This is a genomic window from Oleiagrimonas sp. MCCC 1A03011 (genome assembly GCF_003267965.1).
Classification (GTDB): Bacteria; Pseudomonadota; Gammaproteobacteria; order Xanthomonadales; family Rhodanobacteraceae; genus Oleiagrimonas; species Oleiagrimonas citrea.
Genome location: NZ_MSPY01000001.1, coordinates 437071 through 452557, shown reverse-complemented (window position 1 = coordinate 452557; position 15487 = coordinate 437071). Strand labels below are relative to the sequence as shown.

Genomic DNA, 15487 nt, shown 5'->3' with positions numbered 1-15487 from the left:
CGTTCCGGCAGGCCGTGCACGGCAAGCGCGCTCGTTACCCTGACCCCACGCGCATCGTCCATAATGACGACATGACCGACACCCGCGTACTCGCCAACGATGCCACGCTCGAAGATGATGCCATCGAGGCCTCGATCCGTCCGCAGCGGCTGGACGACTATCTTGGCCAGAAGCCCGTCCGCGAGCAGCTGGCGATCTACATCGAGGCCGCACGGCGACGCCAGGAAGCGCTCGACCATGTGCTGATCTTCGGTCCTCCGGGTCTGGGCAAGACCACGCTGTCGCACGTGATCGCCAACGAACTGGGCGTCAACGTGCGCTCGACCTCGGGTCCGGTGCTGGAGCGCGCCGGCGATCTGGCCGCGCTGCTGACCAATCTGGAGCGCGGCGACGTGCTCTTTGTCGACGAGATCCACCGCCTCTCGCCCGTGGTCGAGGAAGTGCTGTACCCGGCGATGGAGGATTTCCAGATCGACATCATGATCGGCGAGGGTCCGGCCGCGCGCTCGATCAAGCTGGACCTGCCGCCGTTCACGCTAATCGGCGCCACCACCCGCGCCGGCCTGCTGACCGGTCCGCTGCGCGATCGCTTCGGCATCATTCAGCGGCTGGAGTTCTACAACGCCGAGGAACTGCTGGCCATCGTGCGGCGTTCGGCGCGCATTCTGGACATCGAGTGCGACGTCGAGGGCGCGCGTGAGATCGCCAGACGGGCGCGGGGCACGCCGCGCATCGCCAACCGCCTGCTGCGCCGCGTGCGCGATTTCGCGCAGGTGCGCAGCGGTGGCGTCATCACCCATGAGGCCGCCAGCGCGGCGATGGACATGCTGCGCGTCGATGCCGAGGGCTTCGACGATCTCGACCGCCGCCTGCTGCGCATGATCATCGAGAATTTCGACGGCGGTCCGGTCGGCGTCGAGTCGCTGGCCGCCGCGCTCAGCGAGGACCGCGGCACGCTGGAGGACGTGGTCGAGCCGTACCTGATCCAGCAGGGCTTCCTGGTACGCACCGCGCGCGGCCGCATGGCCAGCGCACGCGCCTGGCGGCATCTTGGCCTGCAGCCCCCGCCGACGGCCTCGCATGCGACCGATCTGTTCGATGGAGATGGGGGCTGACGCAAAGGAGGGGGCCGGGGTCGGGGCTTGCCGGGAGGTTGGTGCTTGCCAGGGTGCAAGGCTTGCCGAAACGCTCAATCTTGCTGGGTAGAAGGCTTGCCGAAACGCCCAATTTTGCCAGGGTACCGGGTTCACTTATGGGCACGAGATCTTTGCATGTAGGCAGCGTGGCTGAGCCCATAAGTGAACCCGGTACCCCGCACAGCTCCACACTTGCCGTAAGCCATGATGTGCGAACCCGGTACCCCGCTCCGGTCGCGGCCGCCTGCGTTGCCTGCACGGGATCGACCGGGTCGGGTAGGATGAACCGGATCACGCAATCAGTACGCACGCATGCCGCAGAACACGCCGAGTGAAGCCCCGTTCAGGTGGCCGATACGAGTCTATTGGGAAGATACGGACGCGGGCGGCGTGGTGTACCACGCCGGCTACCTGCGGTTTCTCGAACGCGCACGCAGCGAGTGGTTGCGTGCGCGGGGGGTCGACCAGCAGCGTCTGCGCGATGCGACCGGCATCGGTTTCGTGGTGCGTGACATGCAGATCGGCTTCGTGTCGCCGGCGCGACTGGACGATGAACTAAGCGCGTCGGTGGAGATCGAACGTTTGCGCCCGGCCAGCATGGCCTTCGCGCAGGCGATTCACCGCCAGGACGGCAAACTGCTGGTGCGCGCCACGGTGCGCGCGGCCTGCGTGAACCTGGGCGACATGCGTCCGTGCCCCATTCCCGAAGACCTCTTGGCAAGGATTTCCTGACCGATGAACGGCGATCTCAACATCCTCGACCTGGTTCTGCACGCCAGCCTGCCGGTGAAGCTGGTGCTGGGCGTGCTGCTGGTGTTCTCGTTCCTGTCCTGGGTCATCATCGTGCGCAAGTACACGCTGATGAATCAGGCCGTCAGCAACGCGGATGCGTTCGAGGAGCGCTTCTGGTCCGGCGTCGATCTGGCCGCGCTGTACCGTGAGGTCGGTGCCGAGGACGAACCCGGTCGCGGCCTGGTCAACGTGTTCGGCGCGGGCTTCCGCGAATTCGCGCGCCAGCGGCAGCGCAAGGGGCGCGATCCGCGCACCACGCTGGAGGCGTCCGAGCGCGCCATGCGCGTGGCCGGTACGCGCGAGATCGAGCGGCTGGAGCAGAACCTGGAATTCCTCGCCAACGTCGGCTCCATCAGCCCGTACGTCGGCTTGTTCGGCACGGTATGGGGCATCATGGTCGCGTTCCAGGGCCTGGCCAACGTGAAGGAGGCGACCATCGCCATGGTCGCGCCGGGCATCTCCGAGGCGCTGGTCGCCACCGCCATGGGCCTGTTCGCGGCCATTCCGGCGGTGTGGGCCTACAACCGCTACGCCAACCGGGTCGAGCGTATCGCCACGCGCTACGAGACATTCCAGGAGGAATTCTCCTCGATCCTGCAGCGCCAGACCCTGTCCGACGAGAGCGTCTGATCCCATGCGCCCCTCGATGCGACGCCACAAGCGCCACAAGCTCAAGGCCGAAATCAACGTCGTGCCCTACATCGACGTGATGCTGGTGCTGCTGATCATCTTCATGGTCACCGCACCGCTGCTGCATCTGGGCGTGGACATCAAGCTGCCGCAGGCCGCCGCCAAGTCGCTGCAGGACGAGAAGCAGCCGGTGCTGGTCAGCCTGGACAAGGACGGCAACATGTACCTGACCCTGGGTGCGGAGAAGCGTGAGCCGGTCGACGCGCAGACGCTGGTGACCAAGGTCAGCGCCTTCGTGCGCAACAATCCGAACGTTTCGGTCATGTTCGGCGGCGACGAACGGGTCGACTACGGCAAGATCATGCAGGCCATGGTGTTGCTGCAGCAGGCCGGCGTGCCCAACATCGGCCTGATGACGCAGCCGCCCGCTGCGCCGGATGCCCCGCATGGACGTCGCTGATCGACAGGCCACGGTCTGGGGCGTCGTTTTCGCGGCCCTGCTGCATCTGGGCATCGTGGCGTTCCTGCTGCTGGCGACGATTTCCTGCAACACCTGGGAACAGGCGATCAATAGCCTGGGTCTGCCCAAGTCGTGGAATCCGGTGACCTGCAGCCGGCCGATCCAGCTGGCCGGCCCGGTGATCCAGGCCACGTTGCTGGGGCCGACCGGCGCGCCGCTGCCGGCGCCGTCCAAGGCCAAGGCGCCCAAGCCGAAGATCACGCCGCCGAAGGCGGAGAAGCCGAAGGTCGACACGGACAAACCCAAGCCGGCCCGGGTCAAGACGCTGCCGCCGCCGCCGAAGAATCCGGATACCCGCGATCAGCAGAAGGTTGTGGCCAAGTCGACGGAGAAGGCCGAGCACGCTCAGCGCGCGCAGCGCGAGCGCGAGAAGCAGCGCATGTCCGAACTGGAGGCGCAGCAGCAGGCCGAGATCGACAAGCTGTTCAAGCAGATGGACGCCGCCGGCAAGCAGAGCCAGCAGGCTGATCGCCAGGCGCAGCGCATGGCCCAGCGCGACGATCTGAAGAAGCAGAAAGATACGTCCGATGCGCCGGCCAATACCCCGCAGGCCGACCAAGCGCAGTCCGGCACGGCGGGCCAGGACAGCGGCTTGCTCGGTCAGTACCAGGCCGCCATTCAGAATGCCGTCACACAGGCGTGGCTGCGACCCGATAACATCCCTGCGGGTACGACCTGCAAGATCGATATCGTGCAAATCATCGGCGGGCAGGTGATCAGCGCCAACGTCGAGCCGAGCTGTCCGTTCGACGCCACGGCCCGACGCTCGGTCGAAAATGCAGTGATGCGGGCTTCGCCTCTGCCGTATCACGGGTTCGAGAAAGTGTTCGCACGCCGACTCACGCTTCACTTCATGGTCAACGAATGATGCTCAAATTCCGTGTCACGCTCGCTCTTGCGTTCGCCCTGCTCGGCGCGCTGGTGTTCTCGCCGGCGCAGGCCCAGAGTCAGGGACTGAACATCAACATCGTCAACGGCACCAAGTCGGCGATTCCGATCACCGTAGTGCCGTTCGGCAACGAGACGGTCGGACCGCCGCCGACCACCAAGGTCAGTGATGTGGTGCAGATGGATCTGGCTCGCTCGGGCAAGTTCCGCACCCTGGACAAGAGCGATGTGGTGGAATTTCCCACACGCGGCAATGAGATCAAATTTCCGACCTGGAGCCTGCTGAAGCAGGACTACATCGTCGTCGGCCACGTCAAGAATGCCGACAACGGTCAGTACCGGATCGGCTTCGAGCTGTGGAATGTCAACACCAAGAAACAGATGCTGCAGTCGACCTACACGGCGCCGGCCAGCAAGCTGCGCGACATCGCGCATCAGATCGCCGACCAGATCTACCAGAAGATCACCGGCGTGCGCGGCGCCTTCTACACCCGCATTGCCTATGTCACCGCGGTCGGCACCGGCAAGAACATCCGGTACTCGCTGATCGTCGCTGACTCGGACGGTTACAACCCGCAGGTCGTGGTGCGTTCGCGCGAATCGCTGCTGTCGCCGACCTGGTCGCCGGATGGCAACGAACTGGCCTACGTCTCGTTCGAGAGCGGCAATTCGGCCATCTACATCCAGAATCTGTCCACGGGCGCGCGGCGCCTGGTTTCGGCGCGCAAGGGCATCAACGGCGCGCCGGCCTTCTCGCCGGACGGGACCAAGCTGGCGGTCTCGCTGTCCTACGTCGGAAACCCCGAGATCTTCATCATCGATCTGGCCACCGGCAAAGCCAAGCGTCTGACCCACAACTACGGCATCGACACCGAGCCGGTCTGGGTGCCCAACAGCAACAACATCATCTTTACCTCCGATCGCTCGGGTAAACCGCAGCTATACGAGGTGAACGCGAACGGGGGAACCCCCACTCGCGTGACCTTCCAGGGCGATTACAATGCCGACGCTTCCGTGAGCTATGACGGCAAACAGATCGCCATGGTGCAGGGCAAAGGGAACGTGTATCGTATTGCGGTGATGGACCGCAGCCTCGGCGGACAGGAGCATTTCGTCTCTCCTGGGAATTTCGACGAGTCGCCGAGTTTCGCTCCCAACGGAAGTATGCTGCTGTATGCCGCGACCGAAGGACTACGCGGCGTGTTGTACTCGGTATCCGCTGACGGCAAGGTCAGGCAGCGGCTCGTGCTTTCCGATGGCGATGTGCGCGAGCCTTCCTGGGGGCCGTATCGGAAACCGTGAACACTCCAACAAGCCGGATCAACGGCGTGTAGTACAAAGACTGTCGGAAACCCAAGAGTAGAAAGGAAAAAGCCATGAACAAGAGCGTTCGCACTACCCTCGTCACGCTGTTGTGCGTTGTTGGCATGGCGGCGTGCAGCAAGAAGCAGGAGGTCAAGCCGACTCCGCCGCCGCCGCCGCCGCCGGAACAGCCGGCTCCGCCGCCGAAGCCGACCGGCTTCACCCCGGCCGATCTGGACACCAATGCCTGCCTGCGTCAGCGCGTGGTGTACTTCGATTTCGACAAGAGCGAAATTAAGCCGGAGTTCCAGGAGATCATGGCGTGCCACGCCAAGTATCTGCAGGATCGTCCGCAGGCGCACGTGCGTCTGGCCGGCAACACCGACGAGCGTGGTACCCGCGAGTACAACCTCGGCCTCGGCGAGCGTCGTGGCAACGCGGTGGCTGCCGCGCTGGAAGCCAACGGTGCTTCGGCGGATCAGATCACCGTGGTCAGCTACGGCGAAGAGCGTCCGACCTGCCGCGAGCACAACGAGGCGTGCTGGTCGAAGAACCGTCGTGTCGAGATCGAATACACGGCCAAGTGATGAAAGACCGATCGACACGTAACACACCTGTCGGTCACGGCAAGGCGGCTGCATCTGCAGCCGCCTTGCTGCTGCTGGCCGCCGGCATGCTTCCGGTACAGGCCCAGCGGCTGAGTCTGTCCGAGCGCGTCACGCGTCTGGAGCAGGCCCAGCAGAAACAGGACTCCGGGCAGGGGGGCGGCACCGTGCTGGTCAATCAGGTCCAGGCGCTGCAGTCCCAGGTCCAGCAACTGCAGGGACAGGTCGAAGAGCTTCAGCACGAGATCCAGCAGCTGAAGCAGTCCGGCAAGGACCAGTACGTCGACCTCGATTCCCGGCTGCGCAAGCTCGAGGGCGGCGCTCCCGCGCAAGGTGCTTCCGCGTCGTCTCCGGCTTCTACCGCGAGTACCGCCGCGAAGGCTGGTGGCGTCCCCGCGACATCGGCCTCGACCACGGCTGCAGCGCAGGCGCGCGGTCCGGCTCCGGCCGGCAGTGCCAGTGCTCCGGCGAGTGCCGATCCACAAGCGGCGCAGGATGCCTACAACCAGGCGTTCACCGCCTTGCGTAACGGTCAGTTCGTGCAGTCCTCGCGCCAGTTCCGCCAGTTCATCCAGCAGTATCCGAACAGCGCACTCGCGCCCAACGCCTTCTACTGGCTGGGTGAGTCCTACTACACCGTGCAGAACTACGACATCGCGCTGCAGACCTTCCAGACGCTGCTGAAGCAGTATCCGGACAGCGAAAAGGCGCCCGGCGCGCTGTTGAAGATCGGCTACTGCCAGGATGCGCTGAAGCAGGAAGATGCCGCGCAGAAGACCCTGCAGGCGGTGATCCAGAAATACCCCGGCAGCTCCGTGGCCAATCTGGCGCAGCAGCGCCTGCATGATATTCAGCTGCAGCAAGCGAACTGACGTCCCATGAACAAGCAGGCGACCGGCACGACCGGGGTTTCCGCCAGCGGCGCCGAACGGCTGCGCGTGTGCGAGATCTTCCATTCCATCCAGGGCGAGGCCGACGCGGTCGGTTGGCCTACGGTGTTCGTGCGCTTGACCGGCTGTCCGCTGCGCTGCGTGTGGTGCGACACCGAGTATTCGTTCCAGGGCGGTGAGTGGCGCGACATCGATGATCTGGTTGCCGACGTCGGCGCTTTTGACACGCGCCACGTGTGTGTGACCGGCGGTGAACCGCTAGCGCAGAAGCGCTGCCTGTTGCTGTTGCAGCGTTTGTGTGGAGCCGGCCATGAAGTGTCGCTGGAAACCTCTGGCGCGCTGGACGTGTCCGGTGTCGATCCCCGCGTGCGCAAGGTGATGGACCTGAAGGCGCCGGGCTCCGGCGAAGCGGCGCGCAATCTGTGGTCGAATCTCGATCACCTGCAGGCGCACGATCAGATCAAGATCGTGATCGCCGATCGCGAGGACTACGAGTGGGCACGCGCCGCCGTGCGCGAACATGCGCTGGAACAGCGCTGCATGGTGCTGTTCTCGCCGGTGCACGGGAAACTCGCGCCGCGTCAGCTGGCGGAGTGGATCCTGGAAGATCGTCTTCCGGTACGTCTGCAGATGCAGATGCACAAGCAGCTGTGGGGCGACGCGCCGGGCCATTGAGCCATCCTCTCGGGCACGCGTAGTGCGCGGATGCACGATCGTGCGCAAACCGCGATAATGCCCGGTTCGATCTTCGCGGACAGTTCGATGACAGAGCAGACTTCCCCCCAACGCAATGCCGTGGTCCTGGTCTCAGGCGGCATGGATTCGGCCGTGGTGGCCGCCATGGCGCGGGCGCAGGGATTCGCGGTGCATGCACTCAGCGTCGCCTACGGTCAGCGGCACGATTCCGAGCTGCAAGCCGCCGCGCGCGTTTGCGCGATGGTGGGCGCAAGCGCGCACAAGGTCGTGGACGTGGATCTGCGCAGCATCGGTGGCTCTGCACTGACCGACGACATCGACGTGCCCGAGGAGGGCGGCGACGGGATTCCCGTGACCTATGTTCCGGCCCGCAACACGATCATGCTCTCGGTGGCGCTGGGTTGGGCCGAAGTCCTGAACGCGAGTGACATCTTCTGCGGCGTCAACGCCGTGGACTACTCCGGCTACCCGGATTGCCGACCGGCCTTCATCGAGAGTTTCCAGAACCTCGCCCAGGTCGCCACTCGCGCCGGGGTGGAGGGCACGCCGATGCGCATCCACGCACCGCTGATGTCGATGAGCAAGGCCGACATCGTGCGCGCCGGCGTCGAGCTGGGCGTGGACTTCGCGCAGACGGTCAGCTGCTATCAGGCCGATGCCGGCGGACGCGCCTGCGGGCACTGCGATGCCTGTCGCCTGCGTGCGCAGGGCTTCGCCGAAGCCGGGGTCGAGGACCCGACGCACTACCGTTGATCTGCGCGAACAGGTAGAATCGCCGGTTCCCACGCGACGTCCGTTGCGTGCGGCGCGCAACGCGCAAGGCAAATGGGCCGTTAGCTCAGTTGGTAGAGCACCGGACTTTTAATCCGATGGTCGTGAGTTCGAGTCTCACACGGCCCACCATTTTGCTGCTGCTCGCTTAAGTTCATATCCCTGTTCGTGCCATGCATGTGCACTCCGATCTGCCTGCTAGCGTAGGCTTCGGGTGTAGCATGAAAGGTGTGTCTGTATGCATGCCGTCGCTGGACCGACAAGGAGGGCATCGGAAATGAGACGTCTGCTAGCGTTCGCTACGGCCTTGCTGTTCAGTACGGCGGTGATCGCCGGTTCCACGATCCGTTTTGGTTCTCGCCTGATTTCGGTCGGTGATAGCGAAGGCATGGTGCTGCGCATTGCAGGCAAGCCCAGCAGTCGCGAGCCGATCGAGAACCGCTTCGGCGCGCTGCGTGGCTATCGCCTGGAATACGACTTCGACAACAAGACTGTTTTTATCACCGTCATCCACGGGCGGGTCAGCGATATCCAGGAAATCTATCGCTGAAGTCTCCACCCGAAGGTGCCGAGAGGATCAGACGCATTCGCGTAGTGAGCGGTGCCCGGATCGTTGTGAGAGCGAGGCTGGCGCCCTGTTCGAACATGATTCGGTTGTGGGCGTGGTGAACGATGCGTCGCTCATGTCGTCTTCAACCAGGCGCTGATAGCGCCGAGCCAGCATGCGCGCATCGTGTTCCAGGTCGTGATCGCCGCAGCGGCGGCACTGCTCGGCGAGGCGTTGCCACATGTGGGCCTGCTGCCGGGCGCGGTTGCAAGAGTTGGGGCGGGTCATGAGGAGCATCCATGGCAAGATGCCTAAAGTTTCGGGAGTAGGCATTGCAGGAGCGTGGATTTCCGGTGACATCAGAATGAAGGCGTGCTTGGCACTCTGGAGAATGTTTTCTCTCGCGGTCTCTGTGCGGGGTGGGTGCTTGCAGTATCCATCCGCAGGGTGCCAGTCGATTTATGGTTCTGGTTCATGGTTGCCGCAGTCTCTGCCGGAAGAACATTGACATACCGAAGTGGCTGCCCTATACAAAGTTGGAAGGATTGGCGGTTGGGGCCGCCGATTGCTCTGTGGTGTAGGGGGCGCATGACGGCACGCGTCATGCATCGCGTTCACAGACAGCACGGATGAATAGGTTGCCTTAAGGAACGAGGTGCTCATCTTGTTTTCGTATTACGCCGATCTTGCGTTTCGCAGTTTGCGACGTAGCCCTGGGCTGACTGTGCTCATGGTGCTCGCGATTGGTTTCGGCGTTGCGGCCACGATGACGACCCTGGCGGTGTTCCGCGCGGTTTCGGGTGACCCGATTCCTTCGAAGTCCTCCCGGTTGTTCATTCCGCAAGTGGACGTATGGGGACCTTCCGCTCAAGGCGGGAAGGCCGTACTGCCGAATGCACTGGATTATGCGACCGCGCGGGCACTGATGCGCGATCACCGGGGTACGTACCAATCGGCGATCTATAAAATCTCGCCGACTTTGCAGCGGTCGGATGGCGGAGGTCATGCCATGACCGTCGACGGTCATGCCGTGGGCGGGGAATTCTTTCCGATGCTGAATGTTCCCTTCCGCTTCGGCGCAGGATGGAGCCGGCACGATGATGTAGTACGTGCGAATGTGGTGGTCATCAGCCAGCAGTTGAATCAACGTCTGTTCAGCGGTCGCAATAGTGTCGGTCGCACGCTGGACATCGACGGCAGGTCATACCGCGTTGTTGGCATCATGAAGCACTGGAATCCTCAGCCTCGCTTCTTCGATGTCGTCAATTCCGGCGGGTTTTCCTCGACGGGCGAGGACGTCCTGATTCCGTTCAATACGGCGATCAGCGCAGGAATCACGACCACGGGCAACACTCAGTGCAGGTCGAGTCCGGAGCAACCGGGGATTTCGGGTCTGGCGCAATCCCGTTGCGCCTGGGTTGCCTACATGGTTCAACTCGATGATCCGGCCGCCGTGGCGGATTACCGCCATTATCTCAATGGCTACGCAGAGTGGCTCCGCAACCGTGGCGTAACGCACTGGGCACCGAACAACCGCTTGCGGAGCCTTCCACAATGGCTCGACCACATGCAGGTGGTTCCCCCCGACACTGGTGTCTCTTTGCTCGTTGCACTTGGCTTGCTGCTGGTATGTCTGGCAAACACTTCGGGTCTCCTGTTGGCCAAATTTCTTCGTCGCAGCGGTGAAATCGGTGTGCGGCGCGCCGTCGGGGCACCTCGCAGTGCCATCTATGCGCAGTACCTCACGGAGGCCGGCATGGTGGGATTGGCGGGAGGATGTCTGGGCATCGCGCTGACGATGCTTGGCGTGATGTGTGTGCACCGACTTCTTCCGGGTGATATCGCTCCACTGGCGCACGTCGATGTAGCGCTTCTTATGTTCACGATTCTGGTGGCCCTGCTGTCTACCTTGGTGGCAGGGATCTACCCGACGTTCCGGGCTACGCTCGTGCAGCCCACGCTGCAGCTGAAGTCCGGTTGAGGTGGGGTGATGAGTATGCATCCCATGATTTCGGCGTTGCGAAGGCACAAAGCGGGCGTTGCCCTCATCGTGCTGCAGGTGGCTTTGACTTTGGCCATTGTCTGCAATGCGCTCTTCATCATCGGTGCGCGCATCGAGCGGATCCATCGATCCACCGGACTCGACGAGAAAGATCTTTTTCTGGTCACCCAGCAATGGGCCGGGATCGATTCGGCGGATCGTCCCAGCACGCTGGAGCGGCTGGATGCCATGCAGCGTGAGGATCTGGCTGCGCTGCGGCGCCTGCCAGAGGTGGACTCTGTCACGCCGATCAATTCCTTGCCATTGCTCGGTTCGGCAGCATTGAACGATGAACTCGGGCGATCGCCGGGTTCGGTGGGAATGCACATCGAGAGCAGTTTTTATTTCGCAGATCAGAATGTGCTGAAAACCCTGGGGCTCAGACTTGTATCTGGACGGTCGTTCGTAGCCGATGACGTCCAGCACCAGGCGTTCGGCGACGCCCATGCTCCGTCGGTCGTAATCGTGAGCGAACAGGTGGCGCAAGCGCTCTTTCCGAATGAGCGCGCGTTGGGCAAGAGCGTGTATCTTGGCCGTGGCAGCAAGCCGGCCAAGATCGTTGGCATCGTGGCGCGTTTGCAGACGCCGGGAACGAATGCATACAGCACTCGATTCGCCTATAACTCGGTGCTGGTTCCGTCCCGGCTGGATTCCACCTATTCCCGTTACGCCATCCGCGCGAAAGCCGGGCAACTCGACGCTGCGATGCGCGCCGTGCCCTCTGCGTTGTACCAACTGAATGTCCAGCGGGTGATTCTCGACAATGGAATCCGTAGCTACGCGCAGATCAAGTGGCAGGCATATCGCGCCGATATCGGCATGTCTGTGCTGATGGGGGGCATCTCACTGATTCTTCTTTGCGTGACAGCAGCCGGCGTATTCGGCTTGACCAGCTTCTGGGTCGACCAGCGCAAACGCCAGATCGGCATTCGTCGCGCACTGGGCGCTAGGCGTCGCGACATTCTCAGCTATTTCCAGGTCGAAAACTTTCTGATCGTGGGCACGGGTGCCTTTGTCGGCATGCTGCTGGCCGTCGGACTGAACCTGTGGCTCATCACTCAGTACGAAATGAGCCGTTTGCCGGTCGTCTATGTCCTGATGGGTATGGCGGTCGTGATACTCCTGAGCCAATTTTCCACGTTTATTCCGGCCCGTCGTGCGGCGCGAGTGGAACCTGGCCATGCTGTACGAGGTGCGAATACTCGGTAAGAAAGCACGCGCAGTGGACCAGGTCGAAAGATCTGTCGAGAGAAGGTTCGGCTCGTTGCGCGAGATTTCGCCATGACTCAAATCTGTGGAGGTCTGTATGAGCACGAACAAGGACGTTCTTTCGAAGTCGCCCCTGGATCGCATTCCGGTTGTCGTCGTCAATGAAAAGACGGCGGATGCGGAACTGGCGGGCAAGGAAGCAAGTCAGCGCTACAAACCGTCTCGGTTCAATGTTCAGGCGACCACCACGGAGGGATGGCTGCTGCTATGGAACACCTACAGCGGCTCCATGAACGCCTTCCGTCCTTCCCAGCATGACGCCATTCGTGCGTTGATCAGCCAGAAGACCAGTGCCGACGACGAGAAGGGCATCGCACGCTATCTCAATGAGCGAGGATTTCTGGTTCCGGCGGCCACCGACGAGTTGCGCCGTGTGCAGTACGCCTTCGGCAAGGAAAACCACCGAACGGATCGACTGGAACTGATTCTTCTGACGTCCGAGGACTGCAACTTCCGCTGCACGTACTGCTATGAGGATTTTCGCAAGGGGACCATGCTGCCTTCGGTCCGCGAGGGCATTAAGAACCTAGTGAGAAGTCGTCTGGGCACCCTGAAAGAGCTGAGCGTGTCCTGGTTCGGGGGCGAGCCGCTTTATGGAATGGAGGCCATCGACGATCTCGGTCCGTTCTTCACGGACGTCGCTGAACAGGCAGGTCTGCAGTACGACTCGCATACCACCACGAACGGATATCTGTTGACGAAGGAAGTCGCCGACCGGCTACTGAACTACCAAATCAACGATTTCCAGATCACCCTGGACGGCCTGGCTGAGGATCACAACCGCCACCGCGGGGCGCGTGACGGGAGCGGAACGTTCGAGGTCATCTACGCCAACCTATGCAATCTTGCCGCTCGCGATGATGATTTCACCGTTGTCATTCGCGTCAATTTCGATCAACAGAATGCGCCTGGTCTGGAGGCGTTCCTCGAATTACTCCAGGAACGCTTCGCGCATGACGACCGCTTCATTCTGGCGTTCCACGCCGTTGGGAAATGGGGTGGGGAAAACGATGCCAATCTCGCTGTGTGCGGGATGGATGAGTCGTATGCCGTGCGTACCCGACTTACGGCTGCGGCACGCGGGCTGGGACTCAGCGTGACCGGTGGTTGGCAGCCGGGGCTGGGAGCGGGCGAGGAGGTTTGCTATGCAGCCCGCCCGTACAACTTCATTGTTGGCGCACATGGCGATCTCATGAAGTGCACCATCGATCTCGACAAGAAGGACTACAACATTGTCGGCAAGATTCAGGAAGACGGATCGCTGAATCTGGATGTCGACAAGATGGCGTTGTGGACCGAGCCGGCATTCGAGCGTGATACGGGTTGTCAGAGCTGTCACATGCTTGCGGCCTGTCAGGGCGTGCATTGTCCAGCCGTACGTATCAGCACGGGCGACCGTTGCTGCCCGGGCATCCGTCGTACGGCGAAGCAGGAAATGGTCGCATATTTCAATGCTGCGCAGGCGGACGAGGAATCACCGAAGCATCATGTCGGGAGCCCTGTAACAGAGCGTGTCGATGAGGCGAAATCGGCCGCGGTCGAGGAAGCCGAGACGGGGTCGGTCGCGTGAACTCGTCATCCATCGTCGAGAGGGTGAAAGCTGAAGGTATGGACAACTCACCGGCGCGGCGTGCAGTCGATCACATGCTCTCCACAACCTCTGCAGTTTCCGAAGAAGTGCTCGAGCGATTGCATGCCTTGAGCGACGAAGATCTTTCGCATTACGGTCTTCGCGCCTATCGCATGAATCTGATGGCGCTTTTCGGGGGGCGCTGGAGTCCGAGGGAACTCGCGAAAAAGGCTCGAGAAGCGGCGATCAGCAAAATGTGGCTGGGGTGGGAATATCACTGTCGCTACTTGGTGCAATTGAGAACGGTGCCTGAGTCGTTTCAGTTGCGGGCATGCCCGGTCGATACGATCCGGGACCTTCTTTCCGCTGAGCGCGGCGTGGTGATTGCCTCATTCCATCTTGGTCACATGAGGCATATTCCCTCGGATCTTGCTCATGCCGGGATACGCGTGTCCATGCCGTTGGCCGAGGACTCCCATGCGAATTACGAGTCGTCCCGGCGAGGCAATCCGGAGGCCGCGCTGTGGAAAAATTTCGACTTCATCAATGTCGAGAAGCGTGGTGGGGCGATTGCACTCGCCCGCGTGCTTGCACGGGGTGGTTGCGTTTTTTCCACGATTGACGGCAACACGGGCATGGATGGATCCCGCGGCGACGATCGTCGTTCGATCGTGTCGATGCTCGATACCCGCGTTCGCGTGAAAAACGGTCTGATCGCGATGGCGGCCAGATTCGGTACGCCCGTGCTTCCGGTCATTGCGGTCACCGAGGGCGGCGAGCGTGTGTGTCGCACCCTTCCGGTCATCGATCCGGGCGGGGCACTTTCCGGCGAGGTGGCGGCGCGGTTCGTGGATTCGACGTTGCGTACGTTGTACGCCTGGTTCGCCGACATGCTTCTGGAATACAGCGAGGAATGGTGCGGTGGCGATCTATTTCATCAGTGGCGGGTTCCCGAAGAGGGGACGCAGACGCCCTGTGAAGAGGTCGAGCGCCAGTTGACCGTGGCGCTCGATCAGGGCGCGTCCGTGCAGCTGGATGCGCGGCGGATGCTGCTTCTTTCGGACGGTGACGCGCCGGTCTACGTCGATGCGCGAACGATGAAGTGCTATCGGTTTCCGGCGGAGGAGAGGTTACTGATCGATCTGCTGCGGGATCCATCCCGCGGCGTAGACATTGATTGGTTTGAGCATCTCGAAACCAATCGGCGTGCGCGGATATGGGACTTTCTCTGCCGAATGCTCGCTCGCGAGGTCATGACGGTCCGCCACGGCTCGGCCGAGTCGGTTGCGTGACGTGGCCAAGCATTGAATTGTCACCTTCTGATGTACGGGGTGGCGGTGTTAGGAGGGACGTACATCACTTGCGCGGCCGTATTCCACTGCCGCACCCATTGGATCATTTCAGGAGGAAATCACCATGGCTGACATCAAAGAGACCAAGAACGACAAGCTGCTGATCGACGAATTCGAGATCATCGAGCTGGAGGATCGTCTCGAACTGGCCGGTCGCTGCAATGGCCGTTGCGACGGACAGGTCCAGTCGCTGTAACGGACCTTGAAGTGTTTGGTTTGGGGTGTCGGTTCATCCGTCCCCCCGACTGATTTTCAACCTTATTCATCGACAAGGAAGACATGTGATGAACAGCAAATCGAGCAAGAACCAGAACCTCAGCGAACCGAAGCACGACGCGCTGCTGATCGACGAGTTCGAGATCATTGAGTTGGAGGATCGTCTTGAACTCGCCGGCCGCTGCAATGGTCGTTGCGATCAGACCAAGTCGTTCTGATCGAAGGGTTCATGGCATGGATCGGTCAATCTGCCCGATGCGGG

18 protein-coding genes and 1 tRNA gene are annotated in these 15487 nt (G+C 62.1%); 18 read left to right on the top strand and 1 reads right to left on the bottom strand.

Annotated features, from left to right (window positions below; genetic code table 11):
• Positions 1-71: 71 nt before the first annotated feature.
• The 12 genes from ruvB (at position 72) to BTJ49_RS02050 (ending at position 8780) form a co-directional block, all read left to right on the top strand.
• Positions 72-1115, top strand: coding sequence for a Holliday junction branch migration DNA helicase RuvB (gene ruvB, locus BTJ49_RS02105; RefSeq protein WP_113063690.1), 1044 nt, complete (start codon positions 72-74; stop codon positions 1113-1115).
• A gap of 333 nt (positions 1116-1448) precedes the next feature.
• Positions 1449-1868 carry a tol-pal system-associated acyl-CoA thioesterase gene (gene ybgC / locus BTJ49_RS02100; RefSeq protein WP_113063689.1) on the top strand — a complete coding sequence of 140 codons (420 nt, stop codon included), beginning with the start codon at positions 1449-1451 and terminating at the stop codon, positions 1866-1868.
• Positions 1869-1871: 3 nt separating this feature from the next.
• Positions 1872-2558, top strand: a complete 687-nt coding sequence (tolQ, locus tag BTJ49_RS02095; RefSeq protein WP_113063688.1) for a protein TolQ — start codon at positions 1872-1874, stop codon at positions 2556-2558.
• 4 nt (positions 2559-2562) lie between these two features.
• Positions 2563-3018, top strand: coding sequence for a protein TolR (gene tolR, locus BTJ49_RS02090; protein WP_113063687.1), 456 nt, complete (start codon positions 2563-2565; stop codon positions 3016-3018).
• Entirely contained in the window at positions 3005-3946 is a 942-nt protein-coding gene (locus BTJ49_RS02085; protein ID WP_113063686.1) for a cell envelope integrity protein TolA, read from the top strand. The genes tolR and BTJ49_RS02085 overlap by 14 nt, the downstream gene beginning before the upstream one ends.
• The gene (gene tolB, locus BTJ49_RS02080; protein ID WP_113064009.1) at positions 3946-5268 is read left to right on the top strand and encodes a Tol-Pal system beta propeller repeat protein TolB; all 1323 of its coding nucleotides are present in this window, start codon (positions 3946-3948) and stop codon (positions 5266-5268) included. The genes BTJ49_RS02085 and tolB overlap by 1 nt, the downstream gene beginning before the upstream one ends.
• A gap of 74 nt (positions 5269-5342) precedes the next feature.
• Positions 5343-5855 (top strand): peptidoglycan-associated lipoprotein Pal, encoded by a 513-nt coding sequence (pal, locus tag BTJ49_RS02075; RefSeq protein ID WP_113063685.1) that lies wholly within the window; start codon positions 5343-5345, stop codon positions 5853-5855.
• Positions 5855-6745 (top strand): tol-pal system protein YbgF, encoded by an 891-nt coding sequence (gene ybgF / locus BTJ49_RS02070; RefSeq protein ID WP_193568473.1) that lies wholly within the window; start codon positions 5855-5857, stop codon positions 6743-6745. Before pal ends, ybgF begins: the two co-directional genes overlap by 1 nt.
• A 6-nt stretch (positions 6746-6751) precedes the next feature.
• Complete coding sequence (queE, locus tag BTJ49_RS02065; protein ID WP_113063684.1) at positions 6752-7438, top strand: 7-carboxy-7-deazaguanine synthase QueE; 687 nt, start codon at positions 6752-6754, stop codon at positions 7436-7438.
• 87 nt (positions 7439-7525) lie between these two features.
• Positions 7526-8212, top strand: a complete 687-nt coding sequence (gene queC / locus BTJ49_RS02060; RefSeq protein WP_113064007.1) for a 7-cyano-7-deazaguanine synthase QueC — start codon at positions 7526-7528, stop codon at positions 8210-8212.
• 74 nt (positions 8213-8286) lie between these two features.
• Positions 8287-8362: transfer RNA gene (locus BTJ49_RS02055), tRNA-Lys, on the top strand.
• 145 nt (positions 8363-8507) lie between these two features.
• Positions 8508-8780: a DUF2845 domain-containing protein gene (locus BTJ49_RS02050; RefSeq protein ID WP_240601691.1), complete on the top strand. Its 273-nt coding sequence runs from the start codon at positions 8508-8510 to the stop codon at positions 8778-8780.
• Positions 8781-8807: 27 nt separating this feature from the next.
• Here BTJ49_RS02050 and BTJ49_RS15385 read toward each other — a convergent pair whose 3' ends face one another.
• On the bottom strand, positions 8808-9065 hold the full coding sequence (locus BTJ49_RS15385) for a hypothetical protein (RefSeq protein WP_146742236.1): 258 nt from the start codon (positions 9063-9065) through the stop codon (positions 8808-8810).
• Between the two features lie 376 nt (positions 9066-9441).
• Between BTJ49_RS15385 and BTJ49_RS02045 the strand changes: the two genes are divergently transcribed.
• The 6 genes from BTJ49_RS02045 (at position 9442) to BTJ49_RS15690 (ending at position 15443) form a co-directional block, all read left to right on the top strand.
• The gene (locus BTJ49_RS02045; RefSeq protein WP_113064005.1) at positions 9442-10758 is read left to right on the top strand and encodes an ABC transporter permease; all 1317 of its coding nucleotides are present in this window, start codon (positions 9442-9444) and stop codon (positions 10756-10758) included.
• A gap of 9 nt (positions 10759-10767) precedes the next feature.
• Entirely contained in the window at positions 10768-12027 is a 1260-nt protein-coding gene (locus tag BTJ49_RS02040) for an FtsX-like permease family protein (protein ID WP_113063683.1), read from the top strand.
• 97 nt (positions 12028-12124) lie between these two features.
• Positions 12125-13657: a radical SAM protein gene (locus BTJ49_RS02035; protein ID WP_113063682.1), complete on the top strand. Its 1533-nt coding sequence runs from the start codon at positions 12125-12127 to the stop codon at positions 13655-13657.
• Positions 13654-14949: a hypothetical protein gene (locus BTJ49_RS02030; protein WP_146742235.1), complete on the top strand. Its 1296-nt coding sequence runs from the start codon at positions 13654-13656 to the stop codon at positions 14947-14949. Before BTJ49_RS02035 ends, BTJ49_RS02030 begins: the two co-directional genes overlap by 4 nt.
• 124 nt (positions 14950-15073) lie before the next feature.
• Entirely contained in the window at positions 15074-15205 is a 132-nt protein-coding gene (locus BTJ49_RS16030; protein WP_255420359.1) for a hypothetical protein, read from the top strand.
• Positions 15206-15293: 88 nt separating this feature from the next.
• Positions 15294-15443: a hypothetical protein gene (locus tag BTJ49_RS15690; RefSeq protein WP_168184633.1), complete on the top strand. Its 150-nt coding sequence runs from the start codon at positions 15294-15296 to the stop codon at positions 15441-15443.
• Positions 15444-15487 lie beyond the last annotated feature (44 nt).

Bases quoted from the DNA above. Each gene is read 5' to 3' on its own strand.
- ruvB (WP_113063690.1), top strand. From the start codon at position 72: ATGACCGACACCCGCGTACTCGCCAACGATGCCACGCTCGAAGATGAT.
- ybgC (WP_113063689.1), top strand. From the start codon at position 1,449: ATGCCGCAGAACACGCCGAGTGAAGCCCCGTTCAGGTGGCCGATACGA.
- tolQ (WP_113063688.1), top strand. From the start codon at position 1,872: ATGAACGGCGATCTCAACATCCTCGACCTGGTTCTGCACGCCAGCCTG.
- tolR (WP_113063687.1), top strand. From the start codon at position 2,563: ATGCGCCCCTCGATGCGACGCCACAAGCGCCACAAGCTCAAGGCCGAA.
- BTJ49_RS02085 (WP_113063686.1), top strand. From the start codon at position 3,005: ATGGACGTCGCTGATCGACAGGCCACGGTCTGGGGCGTCGTTTTCGCG.
- tolB (WP_113064009.1), top strand. From the start codon at position 3,946: ATGCTCAAATTCCGTGTCACGCTCGCTCTTGCGTTCGCCCTGCTCGGC.
- pal (WP_113063685.1), top strand. From the start codon at position 5,343: ATGAACAAGAGCGTTCGCACTACCCTCGTCACGCTGTTGTGCGTTGTT.
- ybgF (WP_193568473.1), top strand. From the start codon at position 5,855: ATGAAAGACCGATCGACACGTAACACACCTGTCGGTCACGGCAAGGCG.
- queE (WP_113063684.1), top strand. From the start codon at position 6,752: ATGAACAAGCAGGCGACCGGCACGACCGGGGTTTCCGCCAGCGGCGCC.
- queC (WP_113064007.1), top strand. From the start codon at position 7,526: ATGACAGAGCAGACTTCCCCCCAACGCAATGCCGTGGTCCTGGTCTCA.
- BTJ49_RS02050 (WP_240601691.1), top strand. From the start codon at position 8,508: ATGAGACGTCTGCTAGCGTTCGCTACGGCCTTGCTGTTCAGTACGGCG.
- BTJ49_RS15385 (WP_146742236.1), bottom strand. From the start codon at position 9,065: ATGACCCGCCCCAACTCTTGCAACCGCGCCCGGCAGCAGGCCCACATG.
- BTJ49_RS02040 (WP_113063683.1), top strand. From the start codon at position 10,768: ATGAGTATGCATCCCATGATTTCGGCGTTGCGAAGGCACAAAGCGGGC.
- BTJ49_RS02035 (WP_113063682.1), top strand. From the start codon at position 12,125: ATGAGCACGAACAAGGACGTTCTTTCGAAGTCGCCCCTGGATCGCATT.
- BTJ49_RS16030 (WP_255420359.1), top strand. From the start codon at position 15,074: ATGGCTGACATCAAAGAGACCAAGAACGACAAGCTGCTGATCGACGAA.
- BTJ49_RS15690 (WP_168184633.1), top strand. From the start codon at position 15,294: ATGAACAGCAAATCGAGCAAGAACCAGAACCTCAGCGAACCGAAGCAC.